Here is a 22,645-nt window from a genome sequence, read left to right on the forward strand (position 1 = left end):
CGCACACGGGAGCGCCACCGCCGCGAGGCGAACGGCGGCGCCCGCCCGGTGGGGGCCGGACCCCTACGGGCCGCGCGACGGCTGGTGCTGGGTGGCGAGCACGGCCTGCGGCGGTCAGGTCCGCTCCGCCTCGGTACGCGCCGACGCCGCGAGGCGGCGGCCACGGGCGCTGCCCAGCAGGACGGGTGCTTGCCGACGGCGCCCACTCGGCGCGGGGAAACGGTGGTGCCCACGCCGAGCGGTCGCCGCTCACCGGCGCGCGGGGTTCCGGCGTCTCAGCGGGCGGAACCCGGTGGGCCGCCGGACGGCGGTGCTGGGTGGCGAGCACGGCCTGCGGCGGTCAGGTCCGCTCCGCCTCGGTACGCGCCGACGCCGCGAGGCGGCGGCCACGGGCGCTGCCCGGCAGGACGGGTGCTTGCCGACGGCGCCCACTCGGCGCGGGGAAACGGTGGTGCCCACGCCGAGCGGTCGCCGCTCACCGGCGGGCGGGGTTCCGGCGTCTCAGCGGGCGGAACCCGGTGGGCCGCCGGACGGCGGTGCTGGGTGGCGAGCACGGCCTGCGGCGGTCAGGTCCGCTCCGCCTCGGTACGCGCCGACGCCGCGAGGCGGCGGCCACGGGCGCTGCCCAGCAGGACGGGTGCTTGCCGACGGCGCCCACTCGGCGCGGGGAAACGGTGGTGCCCACGCCGAGCGGTCGCCGCTCACCGGCGGGCGGGGTTCCGGCGTCTCAGCGGGCGGAACCCGGTGGGCCGCCGGACGGCGGTGCTGGGTGGCGAGCACGGCCTGCGGCGGTCAGGTCCGCTCCGCCTCGGTACGCGCCGACGCCGCGAGGCGGCGGCCACGGGCGCTGCCCGGCAGGACGGGTGCTTGCCGACGGCGCCCACTCGGCGCGGGGAAACGGTGGTGCCCACGCCGAGCGGTCGCCGCTCACCGGCGGGCGGGGTTCCGGCGTCTCAGCGGGCGGAACCCGGTGGGCCGCCGGACGGCGGTGCTGGGTGGCGAGCACGGCCTGCGGCGGTCAGGTCCGCTCCGCCTCGGTACGCGCCGACGCCGCGAGGCGGCGGCCACGGGCGCTGCCCAGCAGGACGGGTGCTTGCCGACGGCGCCCACTCGGCGCGGGGAAACGGTGGTGCCCACGCCGAGCGGTCGCCGCTCACCGGCGGGCGGGGTTCCGGCGTCTCAGCGGGCGGAACCCGGTGGGCCGCCGGACGGCCGGGCCTGGGTGGCGAGCACGGCCTGCGGCGGTCAGGTCCGCTCCGCCTCGGTACGCGCCGACGCCGCGAGGCGGCGGCCACGGGCGCTGCCCAGCAGGACGGGTGCTTGCCGACGGCGCCCACTCGGCGCGGGGAAACGGTGGTGCCCACGCCGAGCGGTCGCCGCTCACCGGCGGGCGGGGTTCCGGCGTCTCAGCGGGCGGAACCCGGTGGGCCGCCGGACGGCGGTGCTGGGTGGCGAGCACGGCCTGCGGCGGTCAGGTCCGCTCCGCCTCGGTACGCGCCGACGCCGCGAGGCGGCGGCCACGGGCGCTGCCCAGCAGGACGGGTGCTTGCCGACGGCGCCCACTCGGCGCGGGGAAACGGTGGTGCCCACGCCGAGCGGTCGCCGCTCACCGGCGGGCGGGGTTCCGGCGTCTCAGCGGGCGGAACCCGGTGGGCCGCCGGACGGCGGTGCTGGGTGGCGAGCACGGCCTGCGGCGGTCAGGTCCGCTCCGCCTCGGTACGCGCCGACGCCGCGAGGCGGCGGCCACGGGCGCTGCCCAGCAGGACGGGTGCTTGCCGACGGCGCCCACTCGGCGCGGGGAAACGGTGGTGCCCACGCCGAGCGGTCGCCGCTCACCGGCGGGCGGGGTTCCGGCGTCTCAGCGGGCGGAACCCGGTGGGCCGCCGGACGGCCGGGCCTGGGTGGCGAGCACGGCCTGCGGCGGTCAGGTCCGCTCCGCCTCGGTACGCGCCGACGCCGCGAGGCGGCGGCCACGGGCGCTGCCCAGCAGGACGGGTGCTTGCCGACGGCGCCCACTCGGCGCGGGGAAACGGTGGTGCCCACGCCGAGCGGTCGCCGCTCACCGGCGCGCGGGGTTCCGGCGTCTCAGCGGGCGGAACCCGGTGGGCCGCCGGACGGCGGTGCTGGGTGGCGAGCACGGCCTGCGGCGGTCAGGTCCGCTCCGCCTCGGTACGCGCCGACGCCGCGAGGCGGCGGCCACGGGCGCTGCCCGGCAGGACGGGTGCTTGCCGACGGCGCCCACTCGGCGCGGGGAAACGGTGGTGCCCACGCCGAGCGGTCGCCGCTCACCGGCGGGCGGGGTTCCGGCGTCTCAGCGGGCGGAACCCGGTGGGCCGCCGGACGGCTGGTGCTGGGTGGCGAGCACGGCGGCCTGGATGCGGCGCTCGACGCCGAGCTTGCCCAGCATCCGGGAGATGTGGTTCTTGACCGTCTTCTCGGACAGGAACAGCCGCCGGCCGATCTGCCGGTTCGTCAGTCCCTCGCCGATCAGCTCCAGGATCTCCCGCTCGCGCGGGGTCAGCCCGGCCAGAGCCTCGTCCTGCGGCTCCGGCGGCTGCTCCTGCTCGCGCAGGCTGTTCATCAGGCGGGCGGTGGTCGCCGGGTCGAGCATCGACTGGCCCGACGCCACCGTGCGGACGGCGGAGACCAGGTCGGAGCCCTTGATCTGCTTCAGCACGTAGCCGGCGGCACCGGCCATGATCGCGTCCAGCAGGGCGTCGTCGTCGTCGAAGGACGTCAGCATCAGGCAGGCCAGCCCCGGCATGCGCGAGCGCAGCTCCCGGCAGACGCCGATGCCGTCGCCGTCCGGGAGGCGCACGTCGAGGATCGCCACGTCCGGCCGCAGTGCCGGGGCGCGCGCCAGGGCGTGGTCGACCGTGCCGGCCTCCCCGGCGACCTCGATGTCCGGCTCGGCGTCGAGCAGATCGTGCAAGCCGCGCCGTACCACCTCGTGGTCGTCGACCAGGAACACCCTGATCGGCGCCTGCTCCGTGAACTCCCGTGCCTCACTCATCCCGGCCCCCAGGGCGTCTCTTCCCGATCCCGCGGCCTCGCGCCGCCCGGCCCGCGCACCCGCCGCGCCGGCGTTCCTCCGTCCACAGGGATCAAGAAGACACGCCCGCGCGCTCCGCCGCCACCGCTGCCGCCCGATCCCCCGGTCACTCCCGGATCATCCCGCGGGGGGCCCCGCGGCGACAGGGCCGAACGGACCATGCGCCCGTCAGTGCACCGTGCTGCCGCTGCCCTGCGGACCGTACAGGTCCAGGAGCCGGGTGCGGGACCCCTGCAGCCGGTGCGCGACGATCTGCGCGACCCGGCGCGCGACCGCGCGCCCGAACACCGCGTCGGCCTCGCACAGCGCCCGTATGACCGTGGCGTCGAACTCGTCGGCCCGCACCGGGCTCTGGGCCCGCGCGCCGAGGTGCCAGGAGTAGGGCGGGAAGAGCCACGACCAGCCGAGCAGGTCACCCGGGCCGAGGGTCTCGACCACGGCGGGCTGCCGGCCGGGCACGTGCAGGTCGAGGGCGACCGAGCCGGTACGGATGATCCAGAAGCGGTCGGCCCGGTGCCCCTCCTCGAAGATCCGGGCCCGGGCCGGGAAGGACACGTCCCGCGCGAGTTCCAGCAGTCGCCCTCGGGTCTCCGGGGGCAGTGCGTCGAGCAGGCCCGTCGTGGTGGTGGTCATCGCCGTCCTCCCTCTCGTCCGGTACGACGTCACCTCCAGGGTCCTCCGCCACCCGGGAGCGCGAGGAGGGGCCGACCGGCCCCAACACGGGGTCGTCGGGGAGGATGGGCGCATGCCGTCCGCCGTCTCCAAGCCCGCCCCGCCGCCCGCGAGGTCCGCCACGAAGCGCGGTTGGCGCGGACTGCTGCCGGGCCTCGCCACCCTCGTCGGCTACCGCAGGGCATGGCTGCGCGGTGACCTGCTCGCCGGCGTCACGGTGGCGGCGTACCTGGTGCCGCAGGTCATGGCGTACGCCGAACTGGCCGGGCTGCCGCCGGTCGCCGGGCTGTGGGCCGTCCTCGCCCCGCTCGCGCTGTACGCCCTGCTGGGGTCGTCCCGGCAGCTGTCGGTCGGCCCGGAGTCCACCACTGCGCTGATGACGGCGACCGCGGTGGCGCCCCTGGCCGCGGGGGACCCCGGCCGCTACGCCGTGCTCGCGGCCGCGCTCGCCGTGGTGGTCGGCCTGCTGGCCGTGGTGGCGTGGGCGGTACGGGCGGGCTTCGTCGCCGACCTGCTGTCGCGCCCGGTGCTCGTCGGCTACCTCGCGGGGGTGGCCTGCATCATGATCATCGACCAGCTGCCCAAGCTGACCGGGGTGCCGGTCACGGGAGAGGAGTTCTTCCCCCAGCTGGTCTCCTTCGTGACGCACCTGCCGCAGGCGCACGCGGGGACGGTGGCCTTCGCCGCGTCCGCGCTGCTCTTCCTCTTCCTCGTCCAGCGGTACGTCCCCCGCGCGCCCGGTCCGCTGCTCGCCGTGGTCGCCGGCACGGTCGTCGTCGGCGTCTTCGGGCTGGAGGGGCACGGCATCGCGGTCATCGGCGAGGTCCCCTCCGGACTGCCCCGGCCGGCCCTGCCCACCCCCGGCGACCTGGCCCACCTGCTGCTGCCCGCGGTGGGCGTGCTGCTCGTGGGCTACACCGACTTCGTGCTCACCGCACGGGCCTTCGCCGGCCAGGACGCCGACCGCCTCGACAGCAACCAGGAGTTGCTCGCCCTGGGCGCCGCCAACCTCGGGTCGGGCGTCCTGCACGGCTTCCCGGTCAGCAGCAGCGCCAGCCGCACCGCGCTCGGCGTCTCCGCCGGCAGCCGGACCCAGCTGTACTCCCTGGTGACGCTGGTGGCGGTGGTCTGCGTCCTGCTCTTCCTCAACCCGGCGCTGTCCGCGATGCCCTCCACCGTCCTCGGCGCCATCGTGGTCTTCGCCGCCTGCCGGCTGATCGACCTCGCCGGGTTCCGCCGCCTGGCGTCGTTCCGCCGCCGCGAACTGCTGCTGGCCCTCGCGTGCCTGGTGGGCGTGCTCGCCCTGGACATCCTCTACGGCGTCATGGTCGCCGTCGCCCTGTCGGTGGCGGAGATGCTGGTCCGGGTGGCCCGCCCGCACGACGCCGTCGAGGGACTGGTGCCGGGCCTGGCCGGCATGCACGACGTGGACGACTACCCCCAGGCCCGCACGATCCCCGGTCTGCTCGTCTACCGCTACGACTCGCCGCTCTTCTTCGCCAACGCCGAGGACTTCCGCCGCCGGGCCCTCGCCTCCGTCGACCGGCAGCACGACCCGGTGCGGTGGTTCGTCCTCAACACCGAGGCCAACGTCGAGGTCGACATCACCGCCCTGGACGCCCTGGACGCCCTGCGCCGCGAACTCGCCGCCCGCGGCATCGTCCTCGCGCTCGCCCGCGTCAAGAAGGACCTGCTGGACGACCTGGACGCGTACGGCCTGACCGGGTCGGTGGGCCGGGAGCGCATCTTCCCCACCCTGCCGACGGCGGTCGAGGCCTACCGCGCCTGGGCGGAAGGCGGCGCCGACGGGGGCGGGAACGGGGCCGCCGGGAGCGGGGACGGGGCGCACTGACGGGAGCGGGCCACACGGTGCCGCCGTGAGGAGCACCCTGTGGGAAGGCCGCCGCGGCACCGCGCCGCGGCCGCCGCCGAGGGGGACGCTCATGACCAGGCGGAAGCGGCAGGAAGCCCCGGGAAACCCGGACGTCCTCGCGCCGGAAGAGGTGTCGGAGTCCGAACGGCTGCTGTTCGGCGGGCCGTTGCGGTACGACATGGGCTGGAACAAGCACGACGGCTCCTTCCTGGAACTGGGGCTGCGGGCGATGCTCCGGCGGCTCCCGCAGCTCGTCGCGACCACCGTGCGCCTGGCCCACCGGGCCGATCCGCGGGCCCTGCGCGTCGTGGCGCTGGCCGAGGCGGGCCGCGGCGTCGCCCAGGCGGTGGGCCTGGTCGCCGTCAACTGGGTGCTCGCCCGGCTGCTCGTGCCCGGCGGGACCGCCGAGCGGCTCACGGGCGCCGCCCCGGCGCTGGTGCTCGTGGCCGCGGCCGCACTCACCGGGGCGGTGCTGCGCTCGGCCTCCACGGCCGGCACCGGCAAGCTGGAGCCGACCGTGGAACGGGCGGCCACCGAGATGTACCTGGAGCGCGTCGCCCGCGTGGAGCTCGCGGCCGTGGAGGACGACGAGTTCCACAAGCTGCTCGACTCGGCGTCCTGGGGCGCCGCGTCGGCCCGGCGGATGATCAACTTCTGCTCGTCGGTGGTCAACGCGCTGATCTCGCTGGTCGCGGCGGCCGGCGTGCTCACCGTCCTGCACCCCGGGCTGCTCCCGCTGCTGGCGGTGATGACCCTGCCCAGCGCCTGGAGCGCGCTCACCATCGCCCGCCGCCGCTACATCTCCTTCCACAACTGGGTGCAGCACGCCCGCGCCGGGCAGCTGCTGGGACGCCTGCTGATCGAGACCCAGGCGGCGCCCGAGGTCCGCGTCCACGACCTCGGGCCGTTCCTGCTGGGGCACTTCAGGGCGATGGCCGAGAACGGCGAGCGGGAGCAGACCCGGCTCGCGCGGCTCGCGGCGCGCACCGGACTGGTCGCCTCGGCGTGGACCGGGGTGGCGACGGCGGCCACGTACGGCGCACTGGGCGCGCTGCTGTGGAGCGGGGCGATGGGGCTGTCCGTGGCCGGCACGGCGGTGATCGCCATCCGCACCGGGTCCTCCGCCCTGGACCGGCTCGTCGTCCAACTCGGCTACCTGCACGAGGAGGCGCTGTTCGTCGCCGACCTGGAGCGGCTGTGTGCCGAGGCGGACCGCCGGGTGATCCCGCGCGGCGGCCTCGACCTGCCGGAGCGGGTCGAGGCCGTCCGCTTCGAGAAGGTGACCTTCAGCTACCCGGTCACCGCCGCCGCGGCGCCCGGCACCCCGCTCGTGCGGCCGCCGGCCCTGTGCGAGGTCGACGTCACCATCCCCATCGGCAAGGTCGTCGCCCTCGTCGGACGCAACGGCAGCGGCAAGACCACCCTGGCCAAGCTGCTGTGCGGGCTGTACACGCCGGACTCCGGACGGATCCGCTGGGACGGCGTCGACGCGGCCGACGCCGACCGGCGGCAGATCACCGACCGCATCGCCCTGGTCTCGCAGGACGCCTACCGCTGGCCGTTCACCGCGCGGGTCAACGTCGGGATCGGGCGCCCCGACGCCCTCCTGACGGACGCGCGCCTGGACGCGGCCGCCCGCTACTCCGGCGCCGACGAGGTCGTCGCGGGCCTGCCCCGCGGCTGGGACACACTGCTGGGCCGCGGGTACAAGGGCGGTCACGAGATATCCGGCGGCCAGTGGCAGCGGCTCCAGCTCAGCCGGGCCCAGTACCGCGACGCCCGGATCCTCATCGTCGACGAGCCGACCAGCGCCCTGGACGCCCAGGCCGAGCAGCGGGTCTTCGACCTCATCCGGGAGCTCGCCGCCGATGGGCAGACCGTCGTCCTGATCACGCACCGCCTGCACAGCGTCCGCCACGCCGACGTGATCTACGTCCTGGACGGGGGACGCGTCGTCGAGCACGGCGCCTTCGCCGACCTGATGCGACCGGGCGCGGGCACGGGCGACTTCCGCGAGATGTACCTGCTGCAGTCCCGGCAGTACCAGCACCCCGAGCACAACTGACCTACGGGACCGGCCCGTCGGGGGCCCGGCCGGTGGCGCGTTGCGGGGCCGGGGCGACTACCAGGTGTACGGGGACACCGGCGGCTCGCAGAGCTCGAAGACGAGTTCGCCCGCATCGGCGCGCTCCGTCCGGGCCACCCGCACGCGCGCGCCGCTGCGCACGTGCATCGGCAGGGCGCCGACGATCCGGCCCCGTACCGAGAACCCCTCGGAGAGGTCGACGAGGGAGGCGTCCCGCATCGAGCGGACGATCACCCCCGTGCCGTCGCTGCGCACCTCGTCGAGCTCCGTGGAGGCGCAGGTGGGGCAGAGGAGGCGCTGGAAGGCGGTGTTGCCGCACCAACGGCAGCGCTGGACCAGCAGCCCGCCGTCAACCGATTCGTCGTGCGCGTCGAGAGTCCGGTCATTCATGGCGCACACGATATGGCACTGAGTGCACTTTGAAAAGGCACTCAGTGCCTCAAGTGGGGGAGTCCTCCTCCGTCAGGCCCGCCTCGATCTCCCGGACGACCCGCCACATGGGCGTCCGCCGCTTGGTGATCACGATCACCACGTCGTCCTCCGCCTCCGGGCTGCCCTGCCGGGCGGCGCCGTCCCCGTTCCAGGCGGCGCGGACGAACTCCATCGCGTGGTCCACGGCCGCGCCGGCGTCGCCCTCCGCACCGGAACGCAGCCATGTGCGCAGGCCGTTGTTGTGGGCGGCGACCACGGCCGCCGCGATCACGTCGGCGCGGAGCTTGCCGTCGGGGCGGTCCGCGTAGCGGGCCCCGAGGTAGTCGGCGATCGCGCGCTCGTAGCGCCACACGACCGAGAGTTCGTACGCCCGCAGCCCGGGCACCTGCTTGGTGAGGCGGTAGCGCTGCACGGAGAAGGTCGGGTTCTCGGCGTACATGGTGAGCACCAGGCGCGCCGCGTCGCAGACCCGCGTCACCGGGTCGTCCGTGTCGGCGCTGGCCTCCAGGAAGCGGGTCATGTCGGCGAGCGCGCCCTCGTGGTCGGGGAAGACCACGTCCTCCTTGGAGGGGAAGTAGCGGAAGAACGACCGGCGCCCGACGCCGGCGAGGGTGACGATGTCGTCGATCGTCGTCGCCTCGTAGCCGCGTTCGAGGAAGAGCTGGAAGGCCGCTGCGACGAGGGCGTCCCGCATCGGGGGCTTCGTGGTCATGGAGGCGAACCTAACACCGGGGGTCAGTCGATCGATGGCACTGAGTGTGCATAATTGAGGGTACTCGATGCCATGGAAGCTGACGCGGACTGGAGTAACGGACGTGAGTGACAATTTCGACCTCTTCCGGACGTCGGAGGAGCACGACATGCTCCGGGACGCGGTGCGTTCGCTGGCCGAGGCGAAGATCGCGCCGTTCGCGGCCGAGGTGGACGAGCTCGGGCGGTTCCCCCAGGAGGCGCGGGACGCGCTGGAGGCGAACGACCTCCACGCGGTGCACGTGCCGGAGGCTTTCGGCGGCGCAGGTGCGGACGCCCTGTCGACGGTGATCGTGATCGAGGAGGTGGCGCGGGTGTGCGCCTCCTCCTCCCTGATCCCGGCGGTGAACAAGCTGGGCTCGCTGCCGGTGCAGCTGTCGGGCTCGCAGGAGCTGAAGGCGAAGTACCTCGGGGCGCTCGCACGTGGCGAGGGGATGTTCTCGTACTGCCTGTCGGAGCCGGAGGCCGGCTCGGACGCGGCGGGGATGAAGACGCGTGCGGTGCGCGACGGGGACTTCTGGGTGCTCAACGGCGTCAAGCGGTGGATCACCAACGCGGGCGTGAGCGAGTTCTACACCGTCATGGCCGTGACCGACCCGGAGAAGCGCTCCAAGGGCATATCGGCCTTCGTGGTCGAGAAGGGCGACGAGGGCGTGTCCTTCGGCGCCCCGGAGAAGAAGCTGGGCATCAAGGGGTCGCCCACCCGCGAGGTGTACTTCGACAACGTGCGGATCCCCGCGGACCGGATGATCGGAGCGGAGGGCACGGGCTTCGCCACGGCGATGCGCACCCTGGACCACACGCGCGTGACGATCGCGGCCCAGGCGATCGGCATCGCGCAGGGCGCGCTGGACTACGCCAAGGGCTACGTCAAGGAGCGCAAGCAGTTCGGCAAGGCGATCGCCGAGTTCCAGGGCATCCAGTTCATGCTGGCTGACATGGCGATGAAGCTGGAGGCGGCGCGGCAGCTGACGTACGCGGCGGCGGCGAAGTCGGAGCGTTCGGACGCGGACCTGACGTTCTTCGGTGCGGCGGCCAAGTGCTACGCGTCGGACGCGGCGATGGAGATCACCACGGACGCGGTGCAGCTGCTCGGTGGTTACGGGTACACGCGGGACTACCCGGTGGAGCGGATGATGCGCGACGCCAAGATCACCCAGATCTACGAGGGCACCAACCAGGTCCAGCGCATCGTCATGGCCCGCAACCTGCCGTAATCGGCAAACCGAGAGTGTGGAGGGACATCAAGTGAGCTTGAGGATCGTTGTCGCAGTGAAGTACGTGCCTGATGCCACGGGTGATCGTCACTTTGCGGGGGATCTGACCACGGATCGGGATGCGGTGGATGGTCTGCTGTCGGAGCTGGACGAGTATGCGGTGGAGCAGGCGCTGCAGATCGCGGAGGCGGCGGATGACGCCGAGGTGACGGTGGTGACGGTGGGTCCGGAGGATGCGAAGGACGCGTTGCGCAAGGCGTTGTCGATGGGTGCGGACAAGGCGGTCCATGTCGAGGACGACGGTTTGCACGGCAGTGATGTGATGGGGACGTCGCTGGTGTTGGCGAAGGCGGTCGAGCACGTGGGGTTCGATCTGGTGGTGACGGGGATGGCGTCCACCGATGGGACGGCGGGTGTGGTGCCGGCGTTGCTGGCGGAGCGGTTGGGTGTGCCGCAGGTGACGTTGCTGTCGGAGGTGAAGGTCGGGGGCGGGGTGGTGTCCGGTCGCCGGGACGGTGACTCCGCCAGTGAGCGGTTGGAGGCGTCGTTGCCGGCGTTGGTGTCGGTGACGGACCAGTCGGGTGAGGCGCGGTATCCGTCGTTCAAGGGGATCATGGCGGCGAAGAAGAAGCCGGTGGAGTCCTTGGATCTGTCCGACCTGGGTGTCGAGGAGGGGCAGGTGGGTCTGGCGGGTGCGTGGAGCGTGGTGGATGAGGCGGTGGCGCGTCCGCCGCGGACGGCCGGTGTGATCGTGAAGGACGAGGGCGAGGGCGGCAAGCAGCTCGCGGAGTTCCTCGCGGGCCAGAAGTTCATCTGAAGCGTCTTCCATCGAGTTCGCAGGAGTAGGTAGTCCCATGGGTGAAGTCCTCGTTTACGTCGATCATGTGGATGGTGCGGTCCGCAAGCCGACGCTGGAGTTGCTGACGATCGCGCGTCGGCTGGGTGAGCCGGTGGCGGTGGCGCTGGGTGCGGGTGCCGGTGCGACGGCGGGTGTGCTGGCCGGGCATGGTGCGGTGCGGGTGCTGGTCAATGAGGCTGCGGAGTTCGCGCAGTATCTGGTGGTGCCGAAGGTGGATGCGCTTCAGGCGGCCGCCCGTGTGGTGGGTCCGGTGGCGGTGCTGGTGCCGTCTTCGGGTGAGGGCAAGGAGGTCGCGGCGCGGCTGGCGTTGCGGCTGGGGTCGGGCATCATCACCGATGCGGTGGATGTGGTGGCCGGTGAGCAGGGTCCGGTGGCGACGCAGTCGGCGTTCGCGGCGTCGTTCACGACGAAGTCGCGGGTGACGACGGGTGTGCCGGTGATCACGGTGAAGCCGAACTCGGCGCCGGTGGAGGCTGTTTCGGCGGCGGGTGCGGTGGAGGAGCTGGCCGTGGAGTTCGGTGCGCTGGCCACGGGTACGAAGGTGGTGGCGCGTACGCCGCGGGAGGCGACGGGGCGTCCGGATCTGACGGAGGCTGCGATCGTGGTGTCCGGTGGCCGGGGTGTGGGTGGTGCGGAGAGCTTCGCGGTGATCGAGGCGCTGGCCGATTCGCTGGGTGCGGCGGTGGGTGCGTCGCGTGCGGCGGTGGATGCGGGCTGGTATCCGCACACCAATCAGGTGGGGCAGACGGGTAAGTCGGTGTCGCCGCAGTTGTACGTCGCGGCGGGGATCTCGGGTGCGATCCAGCACCGGGCGGGTATGCAGACCTCGAAGACGATCGTGGCGGTGAACAAGGACCCGGAGGCGCCGATCTTCGAGCTGGTCGACTACGGCGTGGTGGGTGACCTGTTCGCCGTGGTGCCGCAGCTGACCGAGGAGGTCACCGCCCGCAAGGGCTGACCCCGGCACACCACCGGCAGCACACACGCACCGGAGCCCCGTGACGCCCCCTGACGGCACCACGGGGCTCCGGCGTGTACGTCACCCGCCCAGGTAGCCCCGCAGCAGCCGCTTGCACTCGGCGATGAGCACCGGATCGCCCTCGGGGTCCCGGCGGAAGGCGAGTCGCAGGACCGCGTCGGCGGACTCGAGGGCGACGTGCAGCCGCACGCGCGCGGCGGCCTGGTCCCGGTCGCCGAGCAGCCCGCCGACGAGGAACCAGAGCCGGTCGGCGACGGCCGCGTTGTTCTCCAGCACCGCGTCGAGGAGGTGGACGCTGCGGGGGTCCTCGCGGCCGATCGCCCCGAAGTCCACGACGCCGAAGCCCGGTACGGCGCGGCGCATCGCGACGTACTCCTCGATCGCCAGGTCCACCATCGCCCCGATCCGCGGCGGGCGTTCGGCCTCCACCCGGCGGGCGAGCCGGTCGGCGAAGCGCCCCAGGTTCCGTTCGGCCAGCGCGCCCAGCAGCCCGTCGACGCCGGGGAAGAACTGGTACAGCGTCCCGATCGGGACGTCCGCGCGCCGGGCCACCTCCTTGGTGGTGAGCGCCGTGTAGCCGACCTCGTCCAGCAGGTGCGCGCAGGCGTCCAGGATCCGGTCGAAACGTTCCCGGCTGCGCTGCTGCACGGGGCGGCGGCGGAGGGGGCCGGACGGATCGGTGGGTGCCTGCATGGTCCCACTCTGCCGGATCGGGTGTACGTTGGCGAGGCCCAACATGAGCAGCACTCATGTTTTTCGCGTACGGCAGAGGAGAGGATCCCGATGTCCCCGCTTCCCGCCTCCTTCAGCTGGGGTGCGTCCACCGCCGCGTACCAGATCGAGGGCGCCGTCGCCGAGGACGGCAAGGGGGCGTCCGTCTGGGACACCTTCAGCGCCAGGCCCGGCGCGATCCGCGACGGCCACACCGGTGAGGTCGCCTGCGACCACTACCACCGCCACACCGCGGACGTGGCGCTGATGAAGGGCCTCGGGCTCGACGCCTACCGCTTCTCGATCTCCTGGCCGCGCGTCCTGCCGGAGGGCCGGGGCCGCGTCGAGCCGCGCGGACTCGGCTTCTACGACCGCCTGGTGGACGAACTCCTCGCGGCCGGCATCACCCCCACGCCGACCCTCTTCCACTGGGACCTCCCGCAGGCGCTGGAGGACGGGGGCGGCTGGCTGAACCGGGACACGGCCCGCCACTTCGCCGAGTACGCCGCCGTCGTCGCCGGGCGCCTCGGTGACCGGGTCACGCGCTGGATCACCCTCAACGAGCCCTTCGTCCACATGGTGTTCGGCTACGCCTTCGGCACCCACGCCCCCGGCCGCGCCCTGATGCTGGAGGCGCTGCCCGTCGCCCACCACCAGCTGCTCGGGCACGGGCTCGCCACCGCCGCGCTGCGCGCGCACGCCGCCGTCCCCGCGCAGGTGCTGATCGCCAACAACTGCACCCCGGTGCGGACCCGCGAGGGCGCCACCGACGCCGACCACGCCGCCGCCGCGGCCTACGACGCCCTGCACAACCGGCTGTTCACCGACCCGCTGCTGCTCGGCGGCTACCCCGACCTGTCCGCGTACGGGCTGACCGACCCGACGTGGGGCGGCGTGGTCCACGAGGGCGACCTCGCGGTGGTCGCCGCATCCCTCGACGGCCTGGGCGTCAACTACTACAACCCCACATGGATCGCCGCCCCTTCGGCGGAGGCCGGCCTGCCCTTCGACATCCTGGAACCGGACGCGGCCGTCCCTGGTCCCCCGTACCCGCGCACGGCCTTCGGCTGGCCGGTGGTGCCGGACGGCCTCACCGAACTGCTCACCGGTCTCGACGCGCGGTACGGGGCCGCGCTCCCGCCCGTCTGGATCACCGAGAACGGCTGCTCCCAGGCCGACCACCCCTCGGACGACGGCGAGGTCCGGGACGAGGCGCGCATCGACTACCTGCGCAGCCACATCGAGGCCGTCGAGACCGCGCACGCCCGCGGGGTCGACGTACGCGGCTACTTCACCTGGTCGCTGCTGGACAACTTCGAATGGGCCGAGGGCTACCACCAGCGCTTCGGGCTCGTCCACGTCGACTACGCGACCCAGCGGCGGACACCGAAGGCCTCCTACCACTGGTACCGGGAGCGCATCGCGCAGGCACGCCGCACCGCGCCCTGATCCGTCCGTATCCCTTGGCGGCCCGCCGGCCCGGCACTACACTCGCGCGAACATGAGATGACCTCATGTTCTCGGGTGCTGCAGGGGGAACCGCATGCGCCACACCGGTGAGGAAGCCGCCCACACCCCGGACGCCCTGTCGGCCGAACCGGTCGCCCGGGTCCGTCCGGGCTGGACGGCCCTGCTCAGCCTGGCCACCCTGGCCGTGTTCATGGCCTTCATGACCCCGATCCAGATCCTGCTGCCGCTGCAGCTGGAACACATCGACCCGGCCGGGAAGCACACGGCGCTGTCCTGGGTGACCGGCGCCGGCGCCCTGGTCGCGATGGTCGCCAACCCCGTGGCCGGCGCCCTGTCCGACCGGACGGCCTCCCGGTTCGGGCGCCGCCGGCCGTGGATCGTCGGCGGCGCGCTGGCCGGGGCGGCGGGACTGCTGGTCACGTCCGGTCAGCACACCGTCCTCGGCGTGGCCCTCGGCTGGTGCCTCGCCCAGGCCGGGCTCAACGCCATGCTCGCCGGGGTCACCACGCCCATCGCCGACCGGGTGCCGGTCGCCCAGCGCGCCGAAGTCTCCGGGTGGACCGGCATCACCCAGTCCCTCGGCCTGGTCATCGGCGCCGTCGTCACGACCACCGTGGTCACCGGGGTCGCCTCGGGCTATGCGACGATCGCCCTGCTGACCGTCGTCCTCGCGCTGCCCTTCGTGCTCCGCTTCGGCGAACCCGCGCTGCCCCGCGCGCTGCGTCCGCCGCTCGACCCGCGGCGCCTGGTCGCCGGCCTGTGGGTGAGCCCGCGCCGCCACCCGGACTTCGGCTGGGCCTGGCTGACCCGCTTCCTGATCAACCTGGGCAACGCGATGGGCACGCTGTACCTGCTCTACTACCTCACCGACTCGGTCGGCCTCGAGGACCCCGACACCGGCGTACTGGTGCTCACCCTGATCTACACCCTGTGCGCGGCGCTCACCGCCGTGCCGGTGGGCGTGCTCTCCGACCGGGCCGGCCGCCGCAAGGTCTTCGTCCGGCTCTGCGCCGTCGTCATGGCCCTCGGCGCGGTCCTGCTGGCCTGCGTCCACACCTGGCCCGCCGCCATGGCCGCGGCCGCGGTGCTGGGCGCCGGTTTCGGGATCTACCTGGCCGTGGACCAGGCCCTGGTGACCCAGGTCCTCCCGGCCGCCGAGAACCGGGCCAAGGACCTCGGCGTCATCAACATCGCCAACTCCGGCCCCCAGGTGCTCGCCCCCGCCGTCGCCGCCCCCGTCATCTCCCACCTCGGCGGCTACACCGGCCTGTACCTCGCGACCGCACTCGTCACGCTGCTCGGCGGACTGCTCATCGCCAAGGTGCGCGCGGTCCGTTAGCGACGAAGAGAGCCGAAACGGACGAGGTCCTGGGCCGTGCCGCGCGGCAGGCCGGCGACCGCCGCCTCCGGCAGGCCCGCGATGACGGCGCTCAGGCGGGCGGCGAGATCGGGCAGTGCGGCCCATGCGGCGTCAGGGACTCCGGCAGCCGCGAGCAGCAGGTCCCCCTCGTAGAAGCACGCGTCCAGCAGCGGCTCCTCCACGAGGAGCCGCACCGCGAGGGGCAGGACGTACGGCAGGCCCACCTGCTGGGTGAGCAGCACGCGCAGATCCGCCGCGCCGAGGTCGCCGAGCGGCACGCGCCGCAACGCGTGCACGGCGCGGACGAGATGGGTCGCGTCAGCGGACGGAGCCTCCCAGCGGGGCGGGTCCAGTTCGTCGAGCGTGCGGTCGAGGTGCAGCAGCCGGTCCATGGCGACCATTCTCGGCGCAGGGATACCTGTGCCCCGTCCGGCTGCGCCCCCCCGGGCGGATCGATAGAGGCCTTCGATCAAGCGATAGGAAGGCGGTCTTGGACGCGCGCCGCGCGGCGACGCCACGATCGAGGGCGTGATCCCCGTCGTCACGGAAGAGCCGCCGTGGGCCGGATACGGGGATGGTTCCGAGGAGTCCCCATGCTGATTCCGCGCGCCCCGGGGGCCTGTGCCCCGCCCCGCCCCGAGACAGGTCACCCCCATGGCGACTGACGCGCCCGAGGCGACCAGGACCGCCGACGCCGCGTCCCGCCAGGCGGAGCCGGCGCCCGAACGCCGCCGCAAGCACCACCTGCCGCGGCTGCCCCCGCGGACGATCGCCTCGGCGGCCGTCACGACCTCGGTCGGACTGGCCGTGCTGGTGGCGCTGGGCACGCTCACGCACCAGACGGTGCTCGTGCCGCCGCTCGCGGCCACGATGGCGATCGTCACCGCGACCCCCGAATCCCCCCTCGCCCAGCCCCGCCACGTCATCGGCGGCCACATGCTGTCCTGCCTCGTGTGCTTCGGGGTGCTGGCCCTCGGCTGGCACGGCCCCTGGGCAGCCGTCGTGGGCTGCGGCATCGCCTGCGGGCTGGTGCTGCTGCTACGGACGCCCCACCCGCCGGCCATGGCCACCGCCGTCATGATCATGCTCACCACCCCGTCCGCCACCCACTTCGTCCCGTTGCTGGCAGCCGGCGCGGTGCTCCTCGTCGCGGTGCAGATGGTCTCCTCCCGCCTGAGGCGGCAGGTCTACCCCACGACGTGGTGGTGAGGGCTCATCGCGCGGCCGGGATGTTGTGGTTGAACCGGAAGAGGTTGTCCGGGTCGTACCGCGCCTTCACCACGCCCAGCCTGCGGTAGGTCTCCGGGGCGTACGCCGTTCGCGATCGCCCTTCCACCGCGTCCGCGTGGGACAGGAAGTTGGGGTGCCTGCGGTCGTCCGCCAGGGACGTCACACGGTCGGTGAGTTCCGTGCCCGACGCGGCACTTCGCGCGGCCTGGCCAGGTGCCACGAAGGTCAGCGTCAGCATCGCGAAGTCCGCGTCCCGGTTGCCGACGGCGTTGGGAGCCGCCGACGGCTCGGCCAGGGCGCCGCCGAGGTGGCGTATGTCGACGATGTCGATCAGCGTCTCCGCGTCCGGGCCGGCGGTGTCGAGGACGGCGTCGACGGCTGGCGGGGTCAGCTCGTCCAGCAGGGCGAAGTGCTCGACCGCGGCCCAGGGTCCGCTCCCTTCGGGGACGATGCCCAGGCACTGCGCGAAGGGGATCTCCGTCACCAGGTCCCCGAGCAGCGGTGCCGCGTACCGCATCGGCGCGACGAGTTGCGCCCCGCGGACGGCCGGCGCGAGGCAGGAGACGCGGACGTTCACGGTCAGGGCGCCACGCATGAACTCCGGGAGGAGCGGGAGGTCCGGCATCCGCATCAGGGCGAAGGAGGACGTGAGCTCATCGGGCGCCTCTGCCGCGAAGTCGCGGTAGGCACGGAGGACTTGTGCGGCGTGCTCGCCGGCGTAGAAGAGGTTGCCCGCGTAGAGCCGGGTCACCGGGAACAGGTTGAAGGTCATGGCGGTCACGACGCCGAAGTTGCTTTTGCCGCCCAGCAGCGCCCAGTAGAGCTCCGGTTCCTCGCGCGGTGCGGCGCGCCTCAGCTCACCGTCGGCGGTGACCACGTCCATGGCCAGCACGTGGTCGGCGGCCCAGCCGTACGCCCTGGCCATGCCGATGCTCAGGCCGCCGCCCAGGGTGTAGCCCACCACTCCGACCGCCGCTGACGAGCCCACCAGGGGCGCGAGGCCCTCACGCGCCGCCGCCTCGACCACGGGCCCCCACAGGGCCCCCGCCCCCACATGCGCCGCCCGGGCGCCGGAGTCGACGCGGACGCCGTCCATCCGCCGCGTGGTGATCAGCACGCCCTCGTCCATCGGCAGCGAGGGGCCGTGCCCGGTGGCCTGCACGCCGACCGGCAGCGCGTGTTCCCCGGCGAACCGTACGGCGGCCTGCACATCGTCCGCGGTCACCGCACCCACGACCACCTGCGGACGGTGCGCCACGGCGAGGTTGGCCCCCGAGCACTCGCCGGCGTAGCCGTCGTCCCCGGGCCTCAGCACGGGGCCCGACACGGCGGACGCCAGCCTCCTGGCGTCCCGTGCAAACGGAAGTTCGGTCATGGTGACCTCCAGTAGGGCTTTTCGCCACAACTGGAACGATTGCATGCAAACGGTAAACAAGAGCCACATGGACTGCCAATTACTGCTGAGTCAAGACCGAGGGCTGGGACTCATCGTCTCGGATCACGAGACGCCCGTGAAGGCGCCCCGCAGGACGACCAGGTCCTCGGCAAGCATGGGCCGCGCGTGACCTAGCCGGGGGAGCAGCGGTTCCGCCGCCAACGCCACCGGGACCTCTGCCAGGCCCAGCCGGATGGCCACGGCGATCCTGTGGTTACCGTCGAGCGTCGCGAACTCCGCGTTGAAGCCGAGGCGGAGCGGCACGAGGATCCCGTGCGTGCCGATGTCCGCCGTCAACGCGTCGAGATGGCGCGGCGTGTCCACGAGGGCGGAACCCACGACCTCCCGGTCGACCGCCCGGTACCTCGCGACGAGAGCGGTGGGCAGGTGTACTGGCGCATGCGGCATCTACCCATGATGACCGCCTGGCCGGCGCCGCCCATTACCCCTGGGGCAAGCGGTCACCGACGGCAGCTCAGGCTGGAGTGCAGCCTTGGGTGGGTGTAGGCGCAGTTCAGTGGGCCCGCCGATCCAAAAGAGAGTCCGGGAGGACCCGATGAGGAGCGTCTCCGTGATCAGTCCCACCAGAGCCACCAGTCACGACGCTCCATCAGTGCGCAGCCACGGAGAGGTACAGCGATCCGTGTGTCGCGCGAAGGTCAACTACGGCGAGCCTCAGCAGGCCGCGCGTTCGCAGCGGGGCGGCGCATACCCCGGCCGGCTCTTCGGTCCAACCGCAACATCAAGCGGCTGGGCCGCACTCCGCAGCGCGCCCCCGGTCAGTGTCAACCCTTAGGCTTGGCCAGCCAATCACGCCGCGTGGTCGGCCGATTTGTGAAGGGATTCACGCACTTGCGCGTACGCAGACTGGCCGGGGCAACGGCGCTTGCCACATTCGCCGCATCGCTGACCCTGTTTGCCAGCCCCAGCCCAGCCCAGGCCGCGGACAGCATCGTCCTGCCGGTCAGGTCGCACTGGCAGACCCTCGCCGACAGCCACCACGTGTACATCAGCGCACCGGCCGATGATGCAGTGGTGGCCACCGACCACGACGGCCACGTGCTCAAGACGGTCGAAGGGCTCGACGGCGCCCGCGGTATGACCCTGTCAGGCGATGAGTCCACCCTGTACGTAGCCCTGCCGGACGCCGACGCCATCGCCGCCATTGACACCACGACCCTGACCGAGACCCGCCGGTTGTCCACCGGCGCCGACACGGAGCCGGAAAGCCTCGCCGTTGCAGGCGGGAAGCTCTGGTTCTCGTACCAGGCGAACGACTTCGAAGCTGGCATCGGTTCGATCGGCATTGCCGACGCCGATCCGGTGGTCGACTTGGGCCGCAACGCCGTGTGGTGGGGCAAGCCGCGTCTCGCTTCTTCGCCGGCCCGCCCTGACCGGCTCGTTGCCGCAGACAGCGCGGGCGAGCCGGGGATGCGTACGTACGACGTGAGTTCCGGCTCCGCCCAGGAGGTCGCTTACACGGACGCCATCGGCAGGGTCGAGGACCTAGCCATCACCCCGGACGGGGAGACGGTCGTCACCCCGAATGGAAGCAACTACTTCCACCAGCAATGGCGAATCTCCGACTTGACCGAGATCGGCAGGTACGACACCGGTCCCTATCCCAACTCGGTGGCCATCGCCTCGAACGGCATGGTCGCTGCGGGCACCGTGGTCAGCGGCGCCTGGGACATCTACCTTTACCAGCCTGGCTCGACCACCGCGTTCCGCAAGATCGTGCTCTCCTGGCCGACCTGGGACCTGCTGGCGCGTGGAGTGGCCTGGGCCCCGGACGGCAACCGCCTGTTCGCCACGCGCTTCCCGTACTCGGGCGAGGTGATCCTCGACGTCGTCACCGATGTCCACAAGGCTTCCAGCGACATTGCCCTGCAGGCGCCTGCGACAAGCCCGATCGGGAAACGTCTGACCGTCCACGGAGCGCTGAGCTCCCTGGTGCCGCTCCCGACCCACACCCGGGTCACGGTCTCACGGGATGGCGAGCCGCTCGCCACCGTTCGTGTGGCGGCCGACGGCACGTTCAAATTCGCCGATCGTCAGACCCGTTCGGGCGCGCGCACATACACCGTCAGCTATGGAGGAGACGCCGACCACGTCTCAGGAACCGCCAGCATCAGGGTCGAGATCGTCAGCTGACCACGGCGATCCCTGGGTCAGGCCCGGCGCTGGCGCGCCGGGCCTGACCCACAGCGGTGAGCACGGGATTCGGTTTCACGGTCAGCTTTACAGATCGCGCGGCCCATCGGGTTCGGACTGGCCGCTTCATCCAAGGCTGCGGTGCCGTCCCACAGCGGCCCCAGAAATGCTGTTCCAGCGTCGACGGGGACTGCCTTAGTGGGTTTCTCCCGTCCTACGTGAGGTCTTCCTTGTTGCCCCCTCTTTTGGCGGCGCCTGGGGAAAGCGGCCGAGGCGCGGCAGGCACTGGTGGTCTGGCCACTCGGTGACGCCGTCGGCCGGTGCTTCGGCACGAATTACGGGATCAGGAATGTCATCGAATGTGGATGCCCCGAGACGGGGCATGGGGGTACGACCGGGCATGGGCGTTCGCAGTATCGGAATACGAACCATCGTTGGTGCGAGTGTGACCGCCGCCCTGACGCTAACCGCCGCGTGCGGCGGAGGCGGAGAAGGCGACACCGCAGGTCGCAGGAAGACAGCAGCCGAAGCTGAGAAGACGCTCAGCCAGCAAGACCTCGACCGCCTGGCACTGAGTACACACGAGGTCCCGGGCTACACAGCCAAGACCGTCACGGGGAAGGGGGCCCCGGTCGACCACGACATGCTCGCGACGTACCGCGCCGTCACACCCTCCGCCTGCCGACCGGTCTACGCAGCTGCCGATTTGGGCAGTCTCCACGACTTTTCGGCCAAGGTGGAAGGGGACGTCGTGTCCGATCCCGACGAGCCCGAGCATCACGCGAGCGTCGGTCTGACGTCCTACACCCGCTCCGACGCCCTCAAGGCCATGGCCGAATTGCGCGCCGCGCTCCCCCTCTGCGCGACCGCTTCGATGCTCCCGTCCGCATCCCAACTCGGCACCGGGCTGGGATATTCCGGTACCCGCGGCCGGTCCGCCGGCGATTACGGCGACGACGCCATCGCCTTCGACACGATCCAAGTCGTCGCCGAGGCGGGCGGGGGCCCCACGATCCCCATGACCGTTCTCGTGGTCCGCAAGGGCTCCACCGTCGCCGCCTTTGCGTCCCTTGATCTGAGCCAGCCTCCGGTTATCCCCGAGAGCATCATCAACGCTCAGCTGGAGAAGCTCGGATGACCACGGCCGATGCGCTCGCCATCTGACGGCGACCCACGGAAGCGGACGAGGCCGACGGTGAAATTTGAGGTCCCACACCGGCCCCACGCAGAGCCTGCGCCGGCAGCCGTATGACCGGCCCGCGACCCGCTCGACCCGGGGCCGCGGTTGCGGCGCCCGGCCGGCAAGCCGGGGGCCGCGACCGCGCACGTCAGGCCGACGCGGTGACCGCTTCGCCGAGGTGCCGGGCGAAGAAGCGGACCGCGCTGTCAGCCTCGAAGCGGGGCAGCTCCTTGTGCTTGCCCGAGTTCACGTGCAATGACTTCTCCTTCGAGGCGAAGGCGTCGAACAACGCGAGACCCTCCTCGCGGGAGATGTGCTCGTCGTCCCACTGCAGATCGAACTCGACCGGAATGGTGATCTGCTGCGCCCTCTCGGCCAGGACGTCGGGCCAGTGCTGCCCGAAGACCGCAGCCGTGATCCGGGGTTCGGCTGCCACGAACGGCACGCCGATCGCGGTGCCCATGTTGATGCCCCAGTAGCCGACCGGCCCGTTGGTGCCGATCTCCGGAAGCTCCTGGAGGGCGTCCAGGAGCGCCCGGTACTCGGGCACGGCGAGAGCAGCCAGGTACTCGTTGTAGCGGACGACGATGGGGCCTTCCGGCTCGCCGGCCGCCCTCGCCCGGAACAGCTCGGCGATCTCCGCTTCGTCGTGCGCCGTGCGCGGCCGGTCGCCGTGACCGGGCGCGTCAAGGACGGCGACGTGGAAGCCGCAGCCGGTCACCAGGCGCTGCGCCCGGCCGGACATCGCAGGGTGCTTCTTGTGGTTGCCGCCGCCGTGCCCCATCAGGACCAAGGGCGCGAGCTCGGCGCCGGCAGCCGGTGACCAGAGAACACCGGGGACCCCGTCCACGGTGAAGTCGCGCTCGACCACGCCGTTCATCGACGACTCGGCGGTGAACTGCAGAGAGTGCATGGGTGTGTGCCTTTCGGGAGTGCCTTGTTGTCGAGGCGCTCCCGGCGACACCTATGTCAATCGCCAGACCGTGACGGCAAGGGGGAGCACCCACAGAGATACCGCGTTCATGGGTCCCACCTCCTCGGGCGACGTCACGGGCAACTGAAGCTAACAGGTCGATCATCGGCCTGCCCGGGATTTTTGCCGACGCTTGATCAAGCCCGGGGCGGGGCGACCCCGGTGGGCCCCCTTCTGGTTCTGGTTCCCGATGTGCGCTGCTTCCCGGGATG

General features: G+C 72.5%; 19 protein-coding genes. 10 read left to right on the top strand and 9 right to left on the bottom strand.

Going from position 1 to position 22,645, the window contains the following annotated elements; genetic code table 11:
- Positions 1–2,311: 2,311 nt before the first annotated feature.
- Together AC1VWI_RS34170 and AC1VWI_RS34175 are read right to left on the bottom strand one after the other, a co-directional pair.
- Positions 2,312–3,013, bottom strand: a complete 702-nt coding sequence (locus AC1VWI_RS34170) for a response regulator (protein ID WP_499514875.1) — start codon at positions 3,011–3,013, stop codon at positions 2,312–2,314.
- Positions 3,014–3,220: 207 nt separating this feature from the next.
- Positions 3,221–3,685 carry a cyclic nucleotide-binding domain-containing protein gene (locus tag AC1VWI_RS34175; protein WP_499514876.1) on the bottom strand — a complete coding sequence of 155 codons (465 nt, stop codon included), beginning with the start codon at positions 3,683–3,685 and terminating at the stop codon, positions 3,221–3,223.
- A 112-nt stretch (positions 3,686–3,797) separates the two neighbouring features.
- On the opposite strand from AC1VWI_RS34175, the gene AC1VWI_RS34180 reads away from it, so the two are divergent.
- Both AC1VWI_RS34180 and AC1VWI_RS34185 read left to right on the top strand, forming a co-directional pair.
- Entirely contained in the window at positions 3,798–5,576 is a 1,779-nt protein-coding gene (locus tag AC1VWI_RS34180; RefSeq protein WP_499514877.1) for a SulP family inorganic anion transporter, read from the top strand.
- 91 nt (positions 5,577–5,667) lie between these two features.
- Positions 5,668–7,662: an ABC transporter ATP-binding protein gene (locus tag AC1VWI_RS34185; RefSeq protein WP_499514878.1), complete on the top strand. Its 1,995-nt coding sequence runs from the start codon at positions 5,668–5,670 to the stop codon at positions 7,660–7,662.
- Between the two features lie 57 nt (positions 7,663–7,719).
- Here the strand turns inward: AC1VWI_RS34185 and AC1VWI_RS34190 are convergent, their stop codons facing one another.
- Positions 7,720–8,073 carry a Zn-ribbon domain-containing OB-fold protein gene (locus tag AC1VWI_RS34190; protein ID WP_499514879.1) on the bottom strand — a complete coding sequence of 118 codons (354 nt, stop codon included), beginning with the start codon at positions 8,071–8,073 and terminating at the stop codon, positions 7,720–7,722.
- Positions 8,074–8,122: 49 nt separating this feature from the next.
- Positions 8,123–8,827, bottom strand: coding sequence for a TetR family transcriptional regulator (locus AC1VWI_RS34195; RefSeq protein ID WP_499514880.1), 705 nt, complete (start codon positions 8,825–8,827; stop codon positions 8,123–8,125).
- A gap of 67 nt (positions 8,828–8,894) precedes the next feature.
- Here AC1VWI_RS34195 and AC1VWI_RS34200 point away from each other — a divergent pair, with 67 nt between their 5' ends.
- From AC1VWI_RS34200 to AC1VWI_RS34210, 3 genes are read left to right on the top strand one after another with little or no spacing between them, the layout of a single operon-like run.
- Positions 8,895–10,082 (top strand): acyl-CoA dehydrogenase family protein, encoded by a 1,188-nt coding sequence (locus AC1VWI_RS34200; protein WP_499514881.1) that lies wholly within the window; start codon positions 8,895–8,897, stop codon positions 10,080–10,082.
- 31 nt (positions 10,083–10,113) lie between these two features.
- On the top strand, positions 10,114–10,899 hold the full coding sequence (locus tag AC1VWI_RS34205; RefSeq protein WP_499510720.1) for an electron transfer flavoprotein subunit beta/FixA family protein: 786 nt from the start codon (positions 10,114–10,116) through the stop codon (positions 10,897–10,899).
- A 37-nt stretch (positions 10,900–10,936) separates the two neighbouring features.
- Positions 10,937–11,899, top strand: a complete 963-nt coding sequence (locus AC1VWI_RS34210) for an electron transfer flavoprotein subunit alpha/FixB family protein (protein WP_499510719.1) — start codon at positions 10,937–10,939, stop codon at positions 11,897–11,899.
- Positions 11,900–11,980: 81 nt separating this feature from the next.
- Here AC1VWI_RS34210 and AC1VWI_RS34215 read toward each other — a convergent pair whose 3' ends face one another.
- Positions 11,981–12,613, bottom strand: a complete 633-nt coding sequence (locus tag AC1VWI_RS34215) for a TetR/AcrR family transcriptional regulator (protein WP_499514882.1) — start codon at positions 12,611–12,613, stop codon at positions 11,981–11,983.
- A gap of 90 nt (positions 12,614–12,703) precedes the next feature.
- Here AC1VWI_RS34215 and AC1VWI_RS34220 point away from each other — a divergent pair, with 90 nt between their 5' ends.
- On the top strand, positions 12,704–14,080 hold the full coding sequence (locus AC1VWI_RS34220; protein ID WP_499514883.1) for a GH1 family beta-glucosidase: 1,377 nt from the start codon (positions 12,704–12,706) through the stop codon (positions 14,078–14,080).
- Between the two features lie 94 nt (positions 14,081–14,174).
- A complete protein-coding gene (locus AC1VWI_RS34225; protein ID WP_499514884.1) occupies positions 14,175–15,440 on the top strand; it encodes an MFS transporter in 1,266 nt (421 codons plus the stop codon).
- Here AC1VWI_RS34225 and AC1VWI_RS34230 read toward each other — a convergent pair.
- Positions 15,437–15,853: a contact-dependent growth inhibition system immunity protein gene (locus AC1VWI_RS34230; protein ID WP_499514885.1), complete on the bottom strand. Its 417-nt coding sequence runs from the start codon at positions 15,851–15,853 to the stop codon at positions 15,437–15,439. The genes AC1VWI_RS34225 and AC1VWI_RS34230 overlap by 4 nt on opposite strands.
- Before the next feature lie 262 nt (positions 15,854–16,115).
- Between AC1VWI_RS34230 and AC1VWI_RS34235 the strand changes: the two genes are divergently transcribed.
- Positions 16,116–16,670: an HPP family protein gene (locus AC1VWI_RS34235; protein WP_499514886.1), complete on the top strand. Its 555-nt coding sequence runs from the start codon at positions 16,116–16,118 to the stop codon at positions 16,668–16,670.
- A gap of 4 nt (positions 16,671–16,674) precedes the next feature.
- Here AC1VWI_RS34235 and AC1VWI_RS34240 read toward each other — a convergent pair whose 3' ends face one another.
- The gene (locus tag AC1VWI_RS34240) at positions 16,675–18,066 is read right to left on the bottom strand and encodes an FAD-binding protein (protein ID WP_499514887.1); all 1,392 of its coding nucleotides are present in this window, start codon (positions 18,064–18,066) and stop codon (positions 16,675–16,677) included.
- Between the two features lie 123 nt (positions 18,067–18,189).
- Positions 18,190–18,534, bottom strand: coding sequence for a ParB N-terminal domain-containing protein (locus AC1VWI_RS34245; RefSeq protein ID WP_499514888.1), 345 nt, complete (start codon positions 18,532–18,534; stop codon positions 18,190–18,192).
- A gap of 444 nt (positions 18,535–18,978) precedes the next feature.
- Between AC1VWI_RS34245 and AC1VWI_RS34250 the strand changes: the two genes are divergently transcribed.
- Positions 18,979–20,280 carry a hypothetical protein gene (locus AC1VWI_RS34250; RefSeq protein WP_499514889.1) on the top strand — a complete coding sequence of 434 codons (1,302 nt, stop codon included), beginning with the start codon at positions 18,979–18,981 and terminating at the stop codon, positions 20,278–20,280.
- A 445-nt stretch (positions 20,281–20,725) separates the two neighbouring features.
- On the top strand, positions 20,726–21,418 hold the full coding sequence (locus AC1VWI_RS34255; protein ID WP_499514890.1) for a hypothetical protein: 693 nt from the start codon (positions 20,726–20,728) through the stop codon (positions 21,416–21,418).
- Positions 21,419–21,608: 190 nt separating this feature from the next.
- Here the strand turns inward: AC1VWI_RS34255 and AC1VWI_RS34260 are convergent, their stop codons facing one another.
- Positions 21,609–22,373: an alpha/beta hydrolase family protein gene (locus AC1VWI_RS34260; protein WP_499514891.1), complete on the bottom strand. Its 765-nt coding sequence runs from the start codon at positions 22,371–22,373 to the stop codon at positions 21,609–21,611.
- Positions 22,374–22,645: the final 272 nt, after the last annotated feature.

The sequence above is a fragment of the Streptomyces sp. TOM-9 genome, assembly GCF_056858595.1.

Coding starts and splice junctions, on each gene's coding strand:
- AC1VWI_RS34185 (WP_499514878.1), top strand. CDS start 5,668: ATGACCAGGCGGAAGCGGCAGGAAGCCCCGGGAAACCCGGACGTCCTC.
- AC1VWI_RS34200 (WP_499514881.1), top strand. CDS start 8,895: ATGCCATGGAAGCTGACGCGGACTGGAGTAACGGACGTGAGTGACAAT.
- AC1VWI_RS34210 (WP_499510719.1), top strand. CDS start 10,937: ATGGGTGAAGTCCTCGTTTACGTCGATCATGTGGATGGTGCGGTCCGC.
- AC1VWI_RS34190 (WP_499514879.1), bottom strand. CDS start 8,073: ATGAATGACCGGACTCTCGACGCGCACGACGAATCGGTTGACGGCGGG.
- AC1VWI_RS34220 (WP_499514883.1), top strand. CDS start 12,704: ATGTCCCCGCTTCCCGCCTCCTTCAGCTGGGGTGCGTCCACCGCCGCG.
- AC1VWI_RS34170 (WP_499514875.1), bottom strand. CDS start 3,013: ATGAGTGAGGCACGGGAGTTCACGGAGCAGGCGCCGATCAGGGTGTTC.
- AC1VWI_RS34260 (WP_499514891.1), bottom strand. CDS start 22,373: ATGCACTCTCTGCAGTTCACCGCCGAGTCGTCGATGAACGGCGTGGTC.
- AC1VWI_RS34240 (WP_499514887.1), bottom strand. CDS start 18,066: ATGACCGAACTTCCGTTTGCACGGGACGCCAGGAGGCTGGCGTCCGCC.
- AC1VWI_RS34235 (WP_499514886.1), top strand. CDS start 16,116: ATGGCGACTGACGCGCCCGAGGCGACCAGGACCGCCGACGCCGCGTCC.
- AC1VWI_RS34225 (WP_499514884.1), top strand. CDS start 14,175: ATGCGCCACACCGGTGAGGAAGCCGCCCACACCCCGGACGCCCTGTCG.
- AC1VWI_RS34180 (WP_499514877.1), top strand. CDS start 3,798: ATGCCGTCCGCCGTCTCCAAGCCCGCCCCGCCGCCCGCGAGGTCCGCC.
- AC1VWI_RS34195 (WP_499514880.1), bottom strand. CDS start 8,827: ATGACCACGAAGCCCCCGATGCGGGACGCCCTCGTCGCAGCGGCCTTC.
- AC1VWI_RS34215 (WP_499514882.1), bottom strand. CDS start 12,613: ATGCAGGCACCCACCGATCCGTCCGGCCCCCTCCGCCGCCGCCCCGTG.
- AC1VWI_RS34245 (WP_499514888.1), bottom strand. CDS start 18,534: ATGCCGCATGCGCCAGTACACCTGCCCACCGCTCTCGTCGCGAGGTAC.
- AC1VWI_RS34230 (WP_499514885.1), bottom strand. CDS start 15,853: ATGGACCGGCTGCTGCACCTCGACCGCACGCTCGACGAACTGGACCCG.
- AC1VWI_RS34175 (WP_499514876.1), bottom strand. CDS start 3,685: ATGACCACCACCACGACGGGCCTGCTCGACGCACTGCCCCCGGAGACC.